General features: G+C 70.9%; 16 protein-coding genes. 4 read left to right on the forward strand and 12 right to left on the reverse strand.

The window, feature by feature from the left end; genetic code table 11:
• Nucleotides 1–94 precede the first annotated feature (94 nt).
• Both EOE48_RS24485 and EOE48_RS24490 read right to left on the reverse strand, forming a co-directional pair.
• Nucleotides 95–1,396, reverse strand: a complete 1,302-nt coding sequence (locus tag EOE48_RS24485; protein ID WP_127733506.1) for a glycosyltransferase family 4 protein — start codon at nt 1,394–1,396, stop codon at nt 95–97.
• 9 nt (nt 1,397–1,405) lie between these two features.
• Entirely contained in the window at nt 1,406–2,206 is an 801-nt protein-coding gene (locus tag EOE48_RS24490; protein ID WP_127733507.1) for a class I SAM-dependent methyltransferase, read from the reverse strand.
• A 238-nt stretch (nt 2,207–2,444) separates the two neighbouring features.
• On the opposite strand from EOE48_RS24490, the gene EOE48_RS24495 reads away from it, so the two are divergent.
• Complete coding sequence (locus EOE48_RS24495; RefSeq protein WP_127733508.1) at nt 2,445–3,344, forward strand: DMT family transporter; 900 nt, start codon at nt 2,445–2,447, stop codon at nt 3,342–3,344.
• Here the strand turns inward: EOE48_RS24495 and EOE48_RS24500 are convergent.
• Nucleotides 3,322–4,305, reverse strand: a complete 984-nt coding sequence (locus EOE48_RS24500; RefSeq protein ID WP_127733509.1) for a CorA family divalent cation transporter — start codon at nt 4,303–4,305, stop codon at nt 3,322–3,324. The genes EOE48_RS24495 and EOE48_RS24500 overlap by 23 nt on opposite strands.
• A 186-nt stretch (nt 4,306–4,491) precedes the next feature.
• On the opposite strand from EOE48_RS24500, the gene groES reads away from it, so the two are divergent.
• The 3 genes from groES (at nt 4,492) to EOE48_RS24515 (ending at nt 6,882) form a co-directional block, all read left to right on the forward strand.
• Nucleotides 4,492–4,779, forward strand: a complete 288-nt coding sequence (gene groES / locus EOE48_RS24505) for a co-chaperone GroES (protein WP_127733510.1) — start codon at nt 4,492–4,494, stop codon at nt 4,777–4,779.
• A 97-nt stretch (nt 4,780–4,876) separates the two neighbouring features.
• Complete coding sequence (gene groL, locus EOE48_RS24510) at nt 4,877–6,517, forward strand: chaperonin GroEL (protein WP_127733511.1); 1,641 nt, start codon at nt 4,877–4,879, stop codon at nt 6,515–6,517.
• A 113-nt stretch (nt 6,518–6,630) separates the two neighbouring features.
• Nucleotides 6,631–6,882 (forward strand): type II toxin-antitoxin system Phd/YefM family antitoxin, encoded by a 252-nt coding sequence (locus EOE48_RS24515; protein WP_127733512.1) that lies wholly within the window; start codon nt 6,631–6,633, stop codon nt 6,880–6,882.
• Between the two features lie 585 nt (nt 6,883–7,467).
• Here the strand turns inward: EOE48_RS24515 and EOE48_RS24520 are convergent.
• The 9 genes from EOE48_RS24520 to EOE48_RS24560 form a co-directional block, all read right to left on the reverse strand.
• Nucleotides 7,468–7,995, reverse strand: coding sequence for a hypothetical protein (locus tag EOE48_RS24520; RefSeq protein ID WP_127733513.1), 528 nt, complete (start codon nt 7,993–7,995; stop codon nt 7,468–7,470).
• On the reverse strand, nt 7,985–8,884 hold the full coding sequence (locus EOE48_RS24525; RefSeq protein WP_127733514.1) for a ParA family protein: 900 nt from the start codon (nt 8,882–8,884) through the stop codon (nt 7,985–7,987). Before EOE48_RS24525 ends, EOE48_RS24520 begins: the two co-directional genes overlap by 11 nt.
• A gap of 164 nt (nt 8,885–9,048) precedes the next feature.
• Nucleotides 9,049–10,251, reverse strand: a complete 1,203-nt coding sequence (locus EOE48_RS24530) for a vWA domain-containing protein (RefSeq protein WP_187371532.1) — start codon at nt 10,249–10,251, stop codon at nt 9,049–9,051.
• Nucleotides 10,248–11,150, reverse strand: coding sequence for an AAA family ATPase (locus tag EOE48_RS24535; protein WP_127733515.1), 903 nt, complete (start codon nt 11,148–11,150; stop codon nt 10,248–10,250). The genes EOE48_RS24530 and EOE48_RS24535 overlap by 4 nt, the downstream gene beginning before the upstream one ends.
• 251 nt (nt 11,151–11,401) lie before the next feature.
• The gene (locus EOE48_RS24540; protein ID WP_127733516.1) at nt 11,402–11,695 is read right to left on the reverse strand and encodes a GIY-YIG nuclease family protein; all 294 of its coding nucleotides are present in this window, start codon (nt 11,693–11,695) and stop codon (nt 11,402–11,404) included.
• Between the two features lie 62 nt (nt 11,696–11,757).
• A complete protein-coding gene (locus EOE48_RS24545; protein ID WP_127733517.1) occupies nt 11,758–12,555 on the reverse strand; it encodes an FAD binding domain-containing protein in 798 nt (265 codons plus the stop codon).
• Between the two features lie 15 nt (nt 12,556–12,570).
• Nucleotides 12,571–14,937, reverse strand: a complete 2,367-nt coding sequence (locus EOE48_RS24550; protein ID WP_127733518.1) for a xanthine dehydrogenase family protein molybdopterin-binding subunit — start codon at nt 14,935–14,937, stop codon at nt 12,571–12,573.
• A 237-nt stretch (nt 14,938–15,174) separates the two neighbouring features.
• Nucleotides 15,175–15,672, reverse strand: a complete 498-nt coding sequence (locus EOE48_RS24555) for a (2Fe-2S)-binding protein (RefSeq protein WP_127733519.1) — start codon at nt 15,670–15,672, stop codon at nt 15,175–15,177.
• A 220-nt stretch (nt 15,673–15,892) separates the two neighbouring features.
• Nucleotides 15,893–16,357: an SRPBCC family protein gene (locus EOE48_RS24560; protein WP_127733520.1), complete on the reverse strand. Its 465-nt coding sequence runs from the start codon at nt 16,355–16,357 to the stop codon at nt 15,893–15,895.
• Nucleotides 16,358–16,416: the final 59 nt, after the last annotated feature.

Genomic DNA, 16,416 nt, shown 5'->3' on the forward strand with positions numbered 1-16,416 from the left:
GTAGGGGTGAGGGTGGCTCGGGTTCCGGAATAGACATCAAGCGTCGAGCTGCGCAGCTCAACCGTCGGCGCTTTGTTCTGGACGCGAGCCACCCTCACCCCCGGCCCCTCTCCCACTCGGGAGAGGGGAGGCGCGCCACTTCCTGTCGACGAACAGCCCCGCTGGCCACGCGAGCCGGCCCCCGAACCCCGGCCAGCACCTCGCGATAGACCCGCTCGATCCGGTCGAGATGGCGGTCGAGGGTCAGGGGATCGGCCCAGAACCGCTCGTAGGCGGCCTGCCCCATGCGGCGGGCGGTGGCGTCGTCGGACAGCCGCGTCATCGCGGCGGCGAGGGAGGCGGGATCGCCGGAGCGGAACCACAGGCCGTCGACGCCGTCGGCCACCGCCTCGCGCCCGGCGCACAGGTCGCTGACGATCACCGGCGTGCCGAGGGCGAGGGATTCGAGCACGGTGAGCGGCTGGCCCTCGTACCAGACCGAGGGAAACACCAGGGCGCGGGCCTCGCGCAGGCGCCGCTTCACCCCGGCCGGGTCATGCCAGCCGAGAAACGCCGCCTCGGGATGGGCCGCCTCCAGCTCCGCCCGCTGCGGTCCGTCGCCGACGAACACCGCCCGCCGGCCGCTCAGCCGCGCCGCCTGCGCGAACAGGCCGGCGCCCTTCTCGGCCGAGAGGCGGCCGACGAACACGAAGTCGCCGGGCGGCCCGTCGTCCTTGGGCCCGAGCGGCGCGACGTCGACCGGGTTCGCCACGTCCTCGAACCGGGTGTCCGGCGGCAGGTGAGGCGCCAGCACCTCGCGCTGGAGCCGGCTGATCGTCACCACCGCCGCGAGGTTGTCGATCATCCCGGTATGCCGCATCAGCCCATGGCGGGCGACCCGCATCAGCTTGCGGGCGTAGCCGCGCGAATCGCAGTTGTGCGCGATGCAGGCGGCCGAGAGCGGCGCCCGGTGGCAGGCGGCCGAGACCGGGTAGTCGTAGAACCCGCCGTTTGGGCAGGCGAGGTAGTATTCGTGCATGGTGAACACCACCGGGGCCCGGCTCGCCGCCAGGACCGGGCCGATCGACGGCGACAGCGCCTTGGCCCAGGCATGGACGTGGACCACCGTCTCGCGCGGGTCGTGCCGGGCGATGATCTCGCCGAGCGCCGCCGCGGCGGCCCGGTTCCACAGCCACTGCACCCCGAACCGCGCCAGCGAGGCGGCCCGGGTCACGTCGGTCTGGCCGAGGACGACCGTCTCGATCCCGGCCGCCGCGAGGCGCTCGTCGGCCGGGCCGACCGCGGCGAGGAACACCACCGCGTGACCGCGGGCGGCGAGTCCGAGCGCGCTCTCGATCGCGACCTTGGCCTGTCCGCCGTTGATGTGGGCGTGGTCCGCCACGAGGATGACCGTCACCGCCGACCCCTACTTGCGCACGACGACGTAGGCGAAGCTGGTGAAGGTGCGCCAGTCGCGCGCCCGCGCCAGCCGGGTGAAGGCGGCGTCGACCTGCTTCAGCCCGGGGATCTTCCAGAAGTAGCTGGTGCCGTAGAACGGCAGCACCACGACCTCGCGAAAGCCGATCTCGCGCAGGACCGGCGCCAGGGTCTCCTCGCGGCCGCGGCAGAGGTCGTAATGGGCCGGGAATTTCGGGTTGTCGCCGTCGTCGCGCCGGTCGGGGAACAGGGTGTGCAGCACCGCCCGCGACAGCCGCTCCGGCATGAGCTGGTTGGCGACGAAGGGCGGCGCGTAGAGGGTCGGGAAGAAGCTCAGCGCCACGCCGCCCGGCCGCAGCAGGGCGTGGACGTTGCGCCACATCCGCGTCACGTCGGGGACGTGCTCCATCACCATCCGGCAATAGGCGAAGTCGAAGCGGTCGCGCCCGGTCGCCTCCACCGTGTCGGGCGCGGCGATGTCGCAGCACAGCGTCGCGAAGCCGGCCGGGGCGAGGTCGAGCTCGCGCTGCGACAGGTCGTTGATCGTCACCTTGATGCCGTGGCCGGCGAGCTCGGCCGGGGTGAAGACGGGATCGCGCCCGCCGCCGATCTCGAGATGGTGGCGCAGGTCGTAGGCCTGGGTCAGCGCCAGGATCATCCGCTTGTAGTTGTCCCAGCTCCAGGCCCAGTCGGGGGTGTAGGCGAGGCCGTCGGCGACCGCCCGCAGCCCGCCCGGCGCCTCCGGCCCCGCGATCGGCCGCGACAGGGAAAAATCATGGCGAATGTTCATTAAACATTCCTCGAAACAGTCACGTCGATCCGCCCTCGCACGACCGACATGGAATGCCCCGACGATGGTCGGCGGCTGTTTCGAAAGAATTAATTCAAGTCTAGACATGCCGGAGAACCGGCATGGTCTGCGGGCAATGCGGCCGGATTGATGAAGCGTCGGTTTCGGGGTGACCCGCACCGGGTTCCGGCCTATCGGTGGCGGCCCCGGGGCCCAGGCCCCTCCGCCGGGTGCCCGCATGTCCCCGCCCCGTTCGCCGGCCGCGGCCGTGCTCCAGGCCGCCCTCGGCATCGCCCTGCTGTCGCTGATGGACGCGACCATCAAGGGGCTGGCCGACCGGCACGCCGTCGCGGTCATCGCCTTCGTCCGCTACGCCGTCGGCTCGGCGATCATGCTCGGGCTGGTGGCGGTGCTGCGCCCGGGCCGGCCCTCGGCCGAGACCCTGCGCACCAACGGGGTCCGGGCGGTGCTGGTCGTCGCCACCGCCCTGTGCTTCTTCCACGGCCTCTCGGCCCTGCCGCTCGCCGAGGCGCTGGCGCTGTCGTTCCTCAGCCCGGTCTTCATCGCGCTGTTCGCCGCCGGCTTCCTGCGCGAGCCGGTGCGCGGCGCCGTCTGGGCCGCCCTGGTGGTCGGGCTCGTCGGCGTCGCGGTGGTGGTCGGCGGGCAGGTCGGGGCGGAATCCGGCGGCTCGGCCTGGGGCGTCGCCGCGGTGCTCGCCTCGGCGCTCACCTACGCCCTGTCGATGGTGCTGCTGCGCGCCCGCGCCCGGCAGGACCCGGTCGTCACCATCGTGGCGATCCAGAACGTCGGCCCGGCGCTGATGCTGGCGGGGCCGGCGGCGCTGAGCTGGGGGCCGGTGGCGCCGTGGGACTGGGCGCTCCTCGTCCTCGTCGGCGCGCTCGGGGTCGCCGGTCACCTCGTGCTCGCCCGCGCCTATGCGAGGGCCGAGGCCGGCCGCCTCGCGGTGATGGAATACACCGCGCTGCTGTGGGCGATCGGCCTCGGCTTTCTCGCCTACGGCGAGGTGCCGGGCGTCGCCACCCTCGCCGGGGCGGCGCTGATCCTCGCCGGGTCGTGGCTCGCCCTGCGGGCGCGGCCGGCGCCGAAGGCGGCGCTCAGAACCAGCCCTTCAACTTGAAGTAGAGCGCCGGCGCCAGCGCGCTCGCGGCGATCAGGGCGAGGCCGTAGGGGTAGCCCCAGGTCCAGTCGAGCTCCGGCATCACCTTGAAGTTCATGCCGTAGATCGAGGCCACGAGGGTCGGCGGGATGCCGATCACCGACACCACCGTGAGCACCCGGAAGGTGTTGTTCTGCTCCATGTTGATGAGCCCGAGGGTGGCGTCGAGCAGGAACTGCACGGTCTCGGACAGCCGGGCCTCGAACTCGTCGAGGGAGCCGACGTCGAGGTGCAGGCTGTCGAGCCGGGTCTTCTCCTCGGGCCTGAGCCAGGATTCGGCCTCGCCGGCGACGTAGGGCAGCAGGCGGCCGAGCCCGAGCAGGGCGGCGCGCAGCTTGGCCAGGGCCTTGCCGCGGCGCCCGATGGTGCGCAGCAGGCGCCGCAGGGCGAGGTCGCGGCGCTTCGGGCGCGACTCGCCGTTGGCGCTGACGTCGAAGTTGAACACCCGGGTCGAGAGCGAGTCGAGCTCGTCGCTCATCGTCTCCAGGGTATCGGCCATGCTGTCGGTGAGCTGCTCGACCAGGGCGAGGAAGACCCCGGAGCTGGAGGCCGGCCCGTCGCGCTCGGCCTGGGCCGCCTTCACCGCCTCGAAGGCGGCGAGGCGCTGGAACCGCACGGTCAGCAGCCGGTCGCGGGTGAGCACGAAGCCGAGCGGGCGCAGCGACAGGTCGTTGGGGTCGAACGACACCATCGGGGTGCTGAGATAGAGCGCGTCGCGCCGCCGCCGCAGCCGGCTCGACGTCTGGATCTCGCTCAGCGCCGCCCGGGTCGGCACCGCGACGCCCATCGTCTCCTCCGCGAGCGCGGTCTCGGCCGGGCTCGGATCGTCGAGGTCGAGCCAGGTGGCGTGGTGGGGCACCGGACGCGCCCGGCATGCCTCCCCCTCCGCCACCACGCCGTCGGGCCCGTGCAGGGAGATCATCGAAAAGGTTCCGGAACGAGGAAAAACCGGCGCTGGCGCGCGGGTGAGGCGTCTTGACTCATCGCGGCCGGCCGCCTATCTCGCCGCCAGTCGTTGGCACTCATCGACAGCGAGTGCTAACGATCCGGGTCGGCGCTGCTCCGGCGCACCAACCCCAACTCGTTTTGCGAAGCAAGAGGGCAGCACATGCAATTCCGTCCGCTGCACGACCGTGTCGTCGTCCGTCGCATCGAGAGCGAGGAGAAGACCAAGGGCGGCATCATCATCCCGGACACCGCCAAGGAGAAGCCCCAGGAGGGCGAGGTCGTCGCCGTCGGCCCCGGCGCCCGCGACGAGGCCGGCAAGGTCGTGGCCCTCGACGTGAAGGCCGGCGACCGGATCCTGTTCGGCAAGTGGTCGGGCACCGAGGTCAAGATCGACGGCCAGGACCTCCTCATCATGAAGGAGTCCGACATCATGGGCGTGATCGCCTGAGGCTCCGCCTCTCGCTCCGCCCCTGACGCACGGCCCTGAGCCCCGCCGAGCGGGACGCTCGGGCATCCCCAACCCCCATTCCCCGAGAGGACTGCACATGGCAGCGAAAGACGTTCGTTTCGCCTCCGACGCCCGCGAGAAGATGCTGCGCGGCGTCGACATCCTGGCCGACGCGGTCAAGGTCACGCTCGGCCCCAAGGGCCGCAACGTCGTGATCGAGAAGAGCTTCGGCGCGCCGCGGATCACCAAGGACGGCGTCACCGTCGCCAAGGAGATCGAGCTCTCCGACAAGTTCGAGAACATGGGCGCCCAGATGGTGCGCGAAGTGGCCTCGAAGACCAACGACATCGCGGGTGACGGCACCACCACCGCGACCGTGCTGGCCCAGGCCATCGTCCGCGAGGGCGCCAAGTACGTCGCCGCCGGCATGAACCCGATGGACCTGAAGCGCGGCATCGACCTCGCCACCCAGGCCGCCGTGAAGGACATCCAGAGCCGCGCCAAGAAGGTGTCGGCCTCGGAGGAGATCGCCCAGGTCGGCACGATCTCGTCGAACGGCGACAAGGACATCGGCGAGATGATCGCCCATGCCATGCAGAAGGTCGGCAACGAGGGCGTCATCACGGTCGAGGAGGCGAAGACCGCCGAGACCGAGCTCGACGTCGTCGAGGGCATGCAGTTCGACCGCGGCTACCTCTCCCCGTACTTCATCACGAACGCGGAGAAGATGATCGCCGAGCTCGAGGACCCCTACATCCTCATCCACGAGAAGAAGCTGTCGTCGCTCCAGGCGATGCTGCCGGTGCTCGAGGCCGTCGTCCAGACCGGCAAGCCGCTGGTCATCGTGGCCGAGGACATCGAGGGCGAGGCGCTCGCCACCCTCGTCGTCAACAAGCTGCGCGGCGGCCTGAAGGTCGCGGCCGTGAAGGCGCCGGGCTTCGGTGATCGCCGCAAGGCGATGCTCGAGGACATCGCGATCCTGACCCAGGGCCAGATGATCGCCGAGGATCTCGGCATCAAGCTCGAGAACGTGACCCTCCCGATGCTCGGCCGCGCCAAGCGCGTCCGCATCGAGAAGGAGAACACCACGATCATCGACGGCGCCGGCGAGAAGTCGGAGATCGAGGCCCGCGTCCAGCAGATCAAGGCGCAGATCGAGGAGACCACCTCGGACTACGACCGCGAGAAGCTCCAGGAGCGTCTGGCCAAGCTCGCGGGCGGCGTCGCGGTGATCCGCGTCGGCGGCGCGACCGAGGTCGAGGTCAAGGAGAAGAAGGACCGCGTCGACGACGCCCTCCACGCCACCCGCGCGGCGGTCGAGGAAGGCATCGTCCCCGGCGGCGGCACCGCGCTCCTGCGCGCCAAGGCGGCCGTCCAGGGCCTGTCGAGCGACAACGCCGACGTCCAGGCCGGCATCAAGATCGTGCTGAAGGCGCTTGAGGCCCCGATCCGCCAGATCGCCCAGAACGCGGGCGTCGAGGGCTCGATCGTGGTCGGCAAGATCTCCGACAACACCGGCTCCGAGACCTACGGCTTCAACGCCCAGACCGAGGAGTACGTCGACATGATCCAGGCCGGGATCGTCGATCCGGCCAAGGTCGTGCGCACCGCGCTGCAGGACGCCGCCTCGGTGGCCGGCCTGCTGGTGACGACCGAGGCGATGGTCGCCGACGCGCCCAAGAAGGACTCGCCGGCTCCGGCGATGCCGGGCGGCGGCATGGGCGGCATGGACTTCTAAGTCCACGCCCCATCGGGTCATCGACGAAGGGGGTCGCCGCGAGGCGGCCCCCTTTTCGTTGCGAGCGGGACGGATCGCCCCGATATGACCGTGGTACCTCACGAGAGGCCGAGATGCGCGAGATCCCGTTGCCGGACGCCGAGGCGACCCTGTCCGCGATCATCGACGACGCCGTCCGCGGGGAGCCGAGCGTCATCACACGGCGCGGACAGCCGGCGGCTGTCGTCTTGTCCTTCGCGGAATGGCGGCGCCTCTCGGCGGTGCCGAATTTCGGCAGGCTCCTTGCGTCTTCGGGCCTGCGCGACGAAGACCTGCCCGAGCGCGACCGGACCCCGCTGCGTGACGTCGACCTAGACAGAAACTAACCACCTTGGATAGCAATTGGTGGCATGGTGCATCTGTAGGTTTCACCCAAGGCGGGTCGACCGAAGGTCGGTGTGGAAATAAATAGAAACTGGCCTCAAGTAATTGATGCAGTCGAAATTTTGAACGCGGGATCCCCTCTCCCGAGTGGGAGAGGGGTAGGGGTGAGGGTGGCTCGGTTCCAGAATCAGGCACCAACGGTTGAGCTGCGCAGCTCGACGCCGGGCGTTCATCTCGGAACCCGGGCCACCCTGCGCGATCTTCGATCGCCCCGGCCCCTCTCCCACTCGGGAGAGGGGAGCCGCGCCACGATGAAAGCCGCCTTCCACGGTTACAACGGCTGCAGGCGGACCACCGCCCGGTTTCATCCGCAAGGGACGGCCATGCCGGTGAGCAACTGATACGGTTTTCGGACGATTCGTTCCGAAAACCGTATCACCAGCCCGCGCGGTGGAGCCGAAGGCTCCACACGCTTGAGCGAAATCGATCCTCGCATTGCGTCAGCGGCCGTGCAGCACCGTCCGGTCACGGCCCCACAGCCCGCCTCGGCCGGATCAGGTCCGTCATCGAAGAAGCCCGGATGCCGTTCAGGCTCCTGACCGGCGCCGCGGCGGCGGCTTGGCCGACATCGCCGCGGACGACAGTGCGTCCACCGGCGCGGCGCGGCCGCCGGCCGGCGCCGCCTCGGCCGCCTCGGTCTTCGCCGCCCGGGGCTTGGTTGGTGCCGCCTTGCCCGGTGCCGCCTTGGCCGGCGCCTTCGCCTTCGCGACCGGCTTGGGCTTGCCGACTGGGTCGGTGCCGCCGGAGAGCTCGCGCAGGCGGCGGCGGTGCTCCAGCGGCGTGGCGGCCTTCAGCTCCGGGTGATGCTTGTCGAGGCGGGTGACGAGGCTCTTCACCTCAGCGTCCTTCATCCCGTCGAGGATCAGCGCCAGGGGCTGCGGCCCGAGTGCGGCCTCCACCTTGCGCAATCCCTCCACCGTGAGCGTCTTGGCCTTGAGCTGCGTCACCACGAGGGCCCGGGCGGCCTTGGTGACCTCGCTGCGGATCGCCGGGAACGCCTCGGGCGATTCCGCGATCGCGCACAGGACGGCGAGGCCGTCGATCTCAAGCGCCATGGAGGGCTTCCTTCAGTTCGGCCACGAGCGGCAGGATCACGCTGCCCACGAGGTCGCGGCTGGCGTCGCGGTACTTGTTGGCGAAGGTCTGGTGGTCGAGGGTCAGCGCGTTGGCGAGCGCCGCCGATTGCGGCACCCGGGTCTCGAACAGGCGGAACCGGGCCTCGGGCGCGTCGGCGCTGGCGCGCAGGGTCTCGTAGGTGCGCCATTGCAGCTTCGTCTCCTGCCAGCGCGTGACCAGCACGTGCGGCAGGGCCTTGGGCGCCAGCATGCTGCTGTCGTCGCTGTCGGCGCCCCAGATCGTCTTGTAGAACGCCTTGAGGCCGTAGGTGGACAGGAAGTCGGCGATGCAGGCGACCACCACGAGGTCGCTCGCCCGGATCGCCACCTCGGTCATCGGCGAGATGCCCGGCGCGCAATCGAACAGGATGTAGTCGTAGGTCTCGCGCAGGGGCACGAAATCCTCGTGGAACAGCTTCCACAGGTGGCCCTCGATCGCGTGCATCGAGTATTTGCGCTTGGTGAGCGCATAGATGATCTCGCGCTCGACGATGCGCAGCGACGGGCCCGACGGCAGCAGCGATAGCGGCAGCCGCTCGCCGAGATGGCTGGTGCTGCTGACGTCGCCGCGGATGAAGTCCGGCAGGTTGGCCTTGTCGCGGTCGACGATGCGCAGGCCGAGATAGTAGTCGAGGGTGCGCCCCTGCGTGATGAGCTCGCCGAGGATCTCGTCGCCGGCAAAGCACACCGAGGCGCTGGCCTGCGGGTCGAGGTCGACCACCAGCACGGAGGCGCCGCCGGCCGCGAGCGCGTCGGCCAGCATCACCACGGTGGTGGTCTTGCCGACGCCGCCCTTCATGTTGGCGACCGCGATCAGCTTGCCGGTCATCGGCGAATCCCCGCCGCGGGAAGACGGGAGATCGCGCACGACCCGGAAGCGGGGGCAACGGCGTCACGGAACGGGGGCGGCGTCATGCGGGACCTCGGCGGCGGCCCGTTCGACCATTCCCGCCGGGATGTCGTCAAGAGCAGTCGCGGGCCTCGACTTGGTTTCTATCCGGCGACGCGCAACCGCCCGCGCGGGTCGGCGCCCGGATCGCGGGCGCCGGGCCCGCCGAGCGCCGTGCACAGGTCGGCCATCGCCGCGAGGCTGTGGATCGGCCGGAAGTCGTGGACGTGCGGCAGCATCGCCCGGATGCCGGCGGCGCGGGCCTCGAAGCCGTCGAAGCGCAGCAGCGGGTTGAGCCAGACCAGCCGCCGGCACGAGCGCTTGAGCCGGTCCATCTCGAAGGTCAGGTCCGGCGTCACCTCGCGCTCCAGCCCGTCGGTGAACAGCAGCACCACGGCGCCGCCGCCGAGCACCCGGCGCGACCAGTGCCGGTTGAAGTCGTGCAGCGCCCCGGCGATGCGGGTGCCGCCCTCCCAGTCCTGGGCCCGGTGGCTCGCCCGCGCCAGCGCCTCGTCGGGGTCGCGGCGGGCGAGCTCGCGGCTGATGTTGGTCAGCCGCGTCGCGAACACGAAGGCGTGGACCCGCCGCCGCTCGCCGAGCGCGTGCAGGAAGTGCAGGAACAGGCGGGAATACTCGGCCATCGAGCCGGAGATGTCGGCGATGGCGACGAGCGGCGGCGGCCGCTCGCGGGGCGCGCGGAACGCGAGGTCGATCAGGCCGCCGCTGCGCACCGTGCGCCGGAAGGTGCGGCGCGGGTCGATCCGCCCCCGCGGCGTCGGGGTGAAGCGGCGGGTCGGCGTGGCGTCGTCGGGCAGCCGCAGGCCGGCGATGAGGCGGCGGGCCTGCGCCACCTCGTCGGCGCTCATCTGGGCGAAGTCCTTCGCCTTCAGGGCCTCGCGCTCGGAGACGGTGAGGACCGCGCTCGCCTCGGCCTCCTCGGAGGGTTTTTCGGGAGAAGGCGGCGGCTTCGGCGCCATCGCCTGCTGCACCCGCAGGGCGCCGGGCCGCGGCGCCTCGGCCGGGCGCTGCCCGGGCGAGAGCGGCGACATCTGGGCGATGAGCTTCTCGATGAGATCGCGCCGGCGCCAGAACAGCCGGAACGCCTCGTCGAACAGCACCGAATGCTCGTGGCGGCGCACCAGCACCGCGTGCAGGGTCCAGTAGAACTCGTCGCGGCCGCCGATCCCGGCGGCCTCCACCGCCGCGACGGCGTCGAGGACGTCGCCCGGCCCGACCGGCAGGCCGGCGGCGCGCAGCGCCCGGGCGAAATACGCGATGTTGTCGGCGAGGCGGCCGGGCACGCTCATCGGGGCGCCGACCGCACCTCGTCGAGCAGCGCCTTGGCCCGGCCGCCCTGCATCGCCTGGATGTCGTCCTGGTACTTCAGCAGCACGCCCAGCGTGTCGGAGACCAGCGCCGGGTCGAGGGCGACGGCGTCGAGTTCGACGAGCGCGGTGGCCCAGTCGAGGGTCTCGGCGACGCCGGGCGCCTTGAACAGGTCCTCGCGGCGGATCGCCTGCACGAAGGCGACCACGTCCCGCGACAACCGCTCGGGCGCACCGGGCAGGCGGCGATGCAGGATCGCGAGTTCGCGCCCGGCGTCCGGGTAGTCGACCCAGTGGTAGAGGCAGCGGCGCTTGAGGGCGTCGTGGATCTCGCGGGTGCGGTTCGAGGTCACGATCACCACCGGCGGCTCGGGCGCCCGCACGGTGCCGAGTTCGGGAATGGTGACCTGGAAGTCGGAGAGGATTTCGAGCAGGTAGGCCTCGAACGCCTCGTCGGTGCGGTCGAGTTCATCGATCAGCAGCACCGGCGCCCCGCCCTCCCCCGGTTCCAGCGCCCGCAGCAGCGGCCGGCGGATGAGGTAGCGGTCGGAGAACAGCTCGGATTCGAGCCGGTCGCGGTCGAGCCCGCCGCCGGCCTCGGCGAGGCGGATCGCCATCATCTGCCCGGCATAGTTCCACTCGTAGACCGCCGCCGCGACGTCGAGCCCCTCGTAGCATTGCAGCCGGATCAGCGGCCGCCCGAGGCTCGCCGCCAGCACCTTGGCGATCTCGGTCTTGCCCACCCCCGCCTCGCCCTCGAGGAGCAGCGGCCGGCGCAGGCGCAGCGACAGGAACACGACGGTCGCCAGCGCCCGGTCGGCGACGTAGCCGCCGGAGGAGAGCAGGGCGTGGGTCTCGTCGATGGAGGTGGGCAGGGGCATGCGGGGGTCCGGGGGATGTTTCGGAGAGGTGCGCGGTCTTCAAAGGGCGTATCCGCCCATGACGACCTCCCCTTTCCCGGACGACTAAAACGAAGTGGAAGGAGATCCGGGATCCAGCACAACAAGCCGCGAAGCGTCCGTACTCACCCACGGTGCCGACAGACTGAGCCGCTCCGCGGCACTTCCTTCGCTGGATCCCGGATCTCCTTCCGCTGACGCTTCAGTCGTCCGGGAAAGGGGTGGGAGTTCGGTTAGCGGTTCAGGTCCTCCGTCAGATCGCGCCAGTCCGGGTTCATGGTCTCGATCAGCGCGAGCTTCCAGGCCCGCCGCCACTTCTTGATCGCGTATTCGCGCTGGCGGGCTTCGACGATGCGGTCGTAGCCCTCGTACCAGACCAGGGCCCTGACCCCATAGCGGGTGGTGAACCCCTCGGCGAAAGCCTGCTGATGCTCGTGAACCCTTCGGGCCAGATCGACCGTCGAGCCCACGTAGAGCGTGCCGTTGCGCCCGCTCGCCAGCATGTAGACGAAGCCGCCCGGCGCCATCGCCCGCTCCCGGCCCTGTTCGCGCCGGGAGCATAGCAAGAACCTGCCGCAGCGGCAGCGTCCTACCGGTCCGCCGCCTTCTGCACCGCCCGCCGGGCCATCACGCCGATGAGGTGCGCCCGGTAGGCCGCATCCGCGTGCAGGTCGCTGTTGAGCCCGTCCGGCGAGGCCGACATGCCCTCCAGCGATTTCGGCGAGAACCGCTTGGCCAGGGCGTCCTCGGCTTCGGTCCAGCGAAACACCCCGTTCGAGCCCGAGCCGGTCACCGCGACCCGGATGTCGCTCGGGCGCTTGGCGACGAAGACGCCGACGAGGGCGTAGCGCGAGGCCGGGTTGCGGAACTTCTCGTAGGCCGCCTTGTGCGGGATCGGGAAGCTCACCCCGGTGACGATCTCGCCCTCCTCCAAAGCGGTCTCGAACAGGCCGAGGAAGAACTCCTCCGACGACAGCTTGCGCTTGTTGGTGAGGATGGTGGCGCCCAGCGCGAGGCAGGCCGCCGGGTAGTCGGCCGCCGGGTCGTTGTTGGCGACCGAGCCGCCGATCGTGCCGCGGTGGCGCACCGCCGGGTCGCCGATCAGGGCGGCGAGTTCGGCGAGCGCGGGGATCGCCTCCTTCACCTCGGCCGATTCGGCCACCGCGCCGTGGGTGGTCATCGCCGCGATGGTGAGCGAGCGCGGCGTGCGCTCGATGCCGACGAGGTCGGGGATGCGGCCGAGGTCGATCAGGCTCTCGGGCGCGGCGAGGCGCTGCTTCATCGTCGGCAGCAGGGTGTGCCCGCCGGCCACGATCTTGGCGCCGTCGGTGAGGAGGCCGACGGCCTCCTTGACGCTGGTCGGACGGTGATAGTCGAAGGCGTACATCGCGGAGACCTCCTGTTATTCGGCGGCGAGCGGCTGCGGGCGGCTGGCCTGGGCGGCGCGCCAGACGGCGAGGGGCGTCGCCGGCATGGCGATGCCCTCGTGGCCGAGGGCGTCCGTGAGGGCGTTCATCACCGCGGCCGGCGCGGCGATCGCCCCGGCCTCGCCGCAGCCCTTGATCCCGAGCGGGTTCGACGGGCAGGGCGTCACGGTCATGCCGACCGCGAAGGACGGAAAATCCTCGGCGCGCGGCATGCGGTAATCCATGAAGCTCGCGGTCACGAGCTGGCCGTCGGCATCGTAGACCGCGCCCTCGTAGAGCGCCTGTCCGACCCCCTGCGCGATGCCGCCGTGGACCTGCCCCTCGACGATCATCGGGTTGATGACGGTGCCGAAATCGTCGACCGCGGTGAACCGCGCGATGGTGACGTGCCCGGTCTCCGGATCGACCTCCAGCTCGCAGATGTGCATCCCGGCCGGGAAGGTGAAGTTGGTGGGATCGTAGAACGCCCCCTCCTTCAGCCCCGGCTCGAGGTCGGCGCCGGAGAACTTGTGGGCGACGTAGGCCTGGAGCGCCACCTCGCCGAAGGCGAGGGAGCGGTCGGTGCCGGCGACCCCGAAGCGGCCGTCCTTGAACTCGATGTCGCCCTCGCCGGCCTCCAGCACGTAGGCGGCGACCTTGCGGCCCTTGGCGATCACCTTGTCGATCGCCTTGGCGATGGCCGACATCCCGACCGCGCCGGAGCGCGAGCCGTAGGTGCCCATGCCGAACTGCACCTTGTCGGTGTCGCCGTGCACGATGGTGACGCTGTCGATCGGCACCCCGAGCCGGTCGGAGACGAGCTGGGCGAAGGTGGTCTCGTGGCCCTGGCCGTGGCTGTGCGAGCCGGTCAGCACCTCGATCGAGCCGGTCGGGTTCACCCGCACCTCCGCCGATTCCCACAGGCCGACGCCGGCGCCGAGCGCGCCGACCGCCTGGGACGGCGCGATGCCGCAGGCCTCGATGTAGGACGAGTAGCCCAGGCCCCGCAACTTGCCGGTGCGGGCGCTCTCGCGGCGGCGCTTCGGGAAGCCCTTGACGTCGGCGATCTCCAGCGCCTTGTCGAGGGAGGCGCCGTAATCGCCGCAATCGTAGTTCATGATGACCGGCGTCTGGTGCGGGAAGCTCCGGACGTAGTTCCGGCGCCGGAACCGGGCGGGGTCCTGGCCGAGCTGGCGCGCCGCGACCTCGACGATGCGCTCGATGACGAAGGTCGCCTCCGGCCGCCCGGCGCCGCGATAGGCGTCGACCGGCGCGGTGTTGGTGTAGACGCCGTCGACCTCGCAGTAGATCGCCGGGATGTTGTACTGGCCCGACAGCAGCGGCGCGTAGAGGTAGGTCGGCACCGACGAGGCGAAGGTCGAGAGATACGCGCCGAGATTGGCGATGGTGTGGACCTTGAGGCCGAGGATCTTGCCGCCCTCGTCGAGCGCCATCTCGGCCCGGGTGACGTGGTCGCGGCCGTGGGCGTCGCACAGGAACGCCTCGGTGCGGTCGCAGGTCCACTTCACCGGCCGGCCGACCTTCTTCGCCGCCCAGACGCAGACCGTCTCCTCGGCGTAGATGAAGATCTTCGAGCCGAACCCGCCGCCGACATCGGGGGCGACGACCCGCAGCTTGTTCTCCGGCGCGATGCCGATGAAGGCCGACAGCACCAGCCGGGCGACGTGGGGGTTCTGGCTCGTGGTGTAGAGGGTGAACGCCTCCTCGGCGTCGTCGTACTCGCCGACCGCGGCCCGCGGCTCGATCGGGTTGGGGACCAGCCGGTTGTTGACGATGTCGAGGCCGACCACGTGGGCGGCGCGCCCGAAGGCGGCGTCGACCTCCGGCTTGTTGCCGAGGTGCCAGTTGAACACGACGTTGTCGGGCGCCTCGTCGTGGACCGTCGTGCCGGCGCCGGCGGCCCTGGCGGTCTCGACCACCGGGGTGAGCACGTCGTACTCGACGGTGATCGCCTCGACGGCGTCCTTGGCCTGGTTGAGGGTCTCGGCCACCACCACGGCGACGTGGTCGCCGACGTAGCGCACCTTGCCCTGGGCCAAAGCCGGGTGCGGCCCGGCCTTCATCGGCGTGCCGTCCTTGGAGTGGATCATCCAGCCGCAGATCAGCCCGCCGACCTTGTCGGCGGCGAGGTCCTCGCCGGTGAGGACCGCCAGCACCCCGGGCATCGCCCGCGCCGCCGCCGCATCGATGCCGCGGATCGCCGCGTGGGCGTGCGGCGAGCGCAGGAAACAGGCATGGGCCTGTCCCGGACGGTTGATGTCGTCGACGTACCGGCCCTTGCCGGTGATGAAGCGCTGGTCCTCCTTGCGGCGCACGGGGGCGCCGATGCCGGTGGCGGTCATGCGTGTCTCTCCCATGATGGGCCGGGTCACGCCGTGGCTGGGGCCCCGGGGCCGGCGCTCGTTCTTGTGTGGTGGGGGTGTCGTCGGGGCGCGGCCCTCCCCCTTTGCGGGGGCTGTCTGGGAAAAGAAGGGGCGCGCCTCCCCTCTCCCACCCGGGAGAGGGGATCCCGCGCTCGAGCTTGAAAGGAATTTGCCCTAAACAGCTTGGGGCTGAAGGGGGAGGGTCGGCGCGTGATCCTACTCCGCCGCCTCGCGCACCGGCTCGGCCGCCATCGCCTCGGCTCCGGCGGCGATCGCCTTGACGATGTTGTGGTAGCCGGTGCAGCGGCAGATGTTGCCCTCGAGCTCGTGGCGGATCGTCGCCTCGTCGAGGTGGTGGCCCTTGCGGCGCACGAGGTCGACCGCGGTCATGATCATGCCGGGGGTGCAGTAGCCGCACTGCAGGCCGTGATGCTCGCGGAACGCCGCCTGCATCGGGTGCAGCGTGCCGCCGGGGGCGGCCAGCCCCTCGATCGTGGTGACGGTGCGGCCGTCGCACTGGACCGCGAGGGTCGTGCAGGCCTTCACCGCCTCGCCGTCGAGGTGGACGACGCAGGCGCCGCACTGGCTGGTGTCGCAGCCGACATGGGTGCCGGTGAGGCGCTGCCCCTCGCGCAGGAACTGGACCAGGAGCGTGCGGGGTTCGACGTCGGCGGTCACGGCCTTGCCGTTCACCGTCAGGCTGACGGATGTCATGGTGCCTTCCTCCTCTCGGGCCGGACCGGGGGAGCCCTCGTCGGGTCCCGCGGCGGCGGATCGCCGGGCCGTTCGCCCGCGTTCTTGGAATTGCTCGAATTCGAGTGTCAACCGCCGCCCGCGGGCGGTCAAGCCGTCCCAAGCGGCATCTTTCGCCCCCGAAATCGGCCGCGATGCCGCATCACGCCGCGCTGCGGGCCGCCTCCACCTCCTTGGCGCATCAGGCGGCGCTGCGGGCCGCCGCGACCTCCTTGGCGAAGGTGTCGAAGAAGCCGTCGGCGTACTTCTTGGCCACCCCGTTGATGAGGCGGCCGCCGAGCTGCGCGATCTTGCCGCCGACGCTGGCCTCGACGTCGTAGGTCATCCTGGTCTGGCCGTCCTCGGCCGGCTCCAGCCGCACCGTCGCGCCGCCCTTGGCGAAGCCGGCGACGCCGCCCTGGCCCTCGCCGGAGATGCGGTAGCCGTTCGGCGGGTCGATGTCGGACAGCGTCACCTTGCCCTTGAACGTCGCCTTGACCGGGCCGACCGCGATCTTGGCCGCGGCCTGCAGCTCGTTGTCGGCGGTGCGCTCCAGGCTCTCGCAGCCCGGGATGCAGCGCTTGAGCACCTCGGGGTCGTTGAGCGCCGCCCACACCGTCTCCTGGTCGGCCGGCAGCACGACCTCGCCGGTCATCGTCATCGCCATGGCGTTCCCCCCGCTCTCCTGTTGTGGTGACGACCTCAGGATAGCGGAGCAGTGGGGTG

Origin of the sequence: Methylobacterium oryzihabitans (assembly GCF_004004555.2) — a bacterium.
In the GTDB taxonomy this organism is placed as follows: domain Bacteria; phylum Pseudomonadota; class Alphaproteobacteria; order Rhizobiales; family Beijerinckiaceae; genus Methylobacterium; species Methylobacterium oryzihabitans.